The organism is Rhodococcus sp. T2V, assembly GCF_029269925.1.
Classification (GTDB): Bacteria; Actinomycetota; Actinomycetes; order Mycobacteriales; family Mycobacteriaceae; genus Rhodococcus_F; species Rhodococcus_F koreensis.
Map to the genome: position 1 here is coordinate 1 of NZ_JARJBD010000391.1, position 492 is coordinate 492.

1 pseudogene is annotated in these 492 nt (G+C 60.6%); it reads left to right on the forward strand.

Features of this window, described 5'->3' with window-relative positions:
• Window positions 1-152: 152 nt before the first annotated feature.
• Window positions 153-338: pseudogene (locus P3H15_RS54520) on the forward strand (acyl-CoA synthetase); the annotation flags it as partial.
• Window positions 339-492: the final 154 nt, after the last annotated feature.

A 492-nucleotide genomic window follows, 5' to 3' on the forward strand; every position in this document is an offset into this window, starting at 1 on the left:
CGCCAGACCTCGACATGATCGTTATCGCCGACGCCATCAGCGAACCACCCTTCCCGTAACAGCTGAAAACATCGGACACCACCGGCGGCGGGGCCGCATCGACATAGACCGCTGCGGGTACAGAGCGCACACGACACGGAAATTCGGCGCGCATGTTCGCGGTCGTCGTGCTCCGCGACGGCCCGGGCGTGACCGCCTACACACTGATCGGCTACGTCAAGGAGCGGATCGCGCCGTTCAAGGTCGCCAAGCAGATCCGTTTCATGGACGCGCTACCGCGGAATCAGAGCGGCAAACTGCTCGAGCGGGAACTACGCGATCAGGACGCGACGACCTAGTCGAGGGGTCCGGCGGAATTGCAAACCCGGGATCCCACAGAACCGTACGTGGTCGTCGCCGGTCATACGGGTCTGTCCAGATAACGGTGTAACTGGTTGATTAATGATCTTTCGGTAATTGAGTGAGCTCAGATCACAAGGAAAGCCCAGCGTG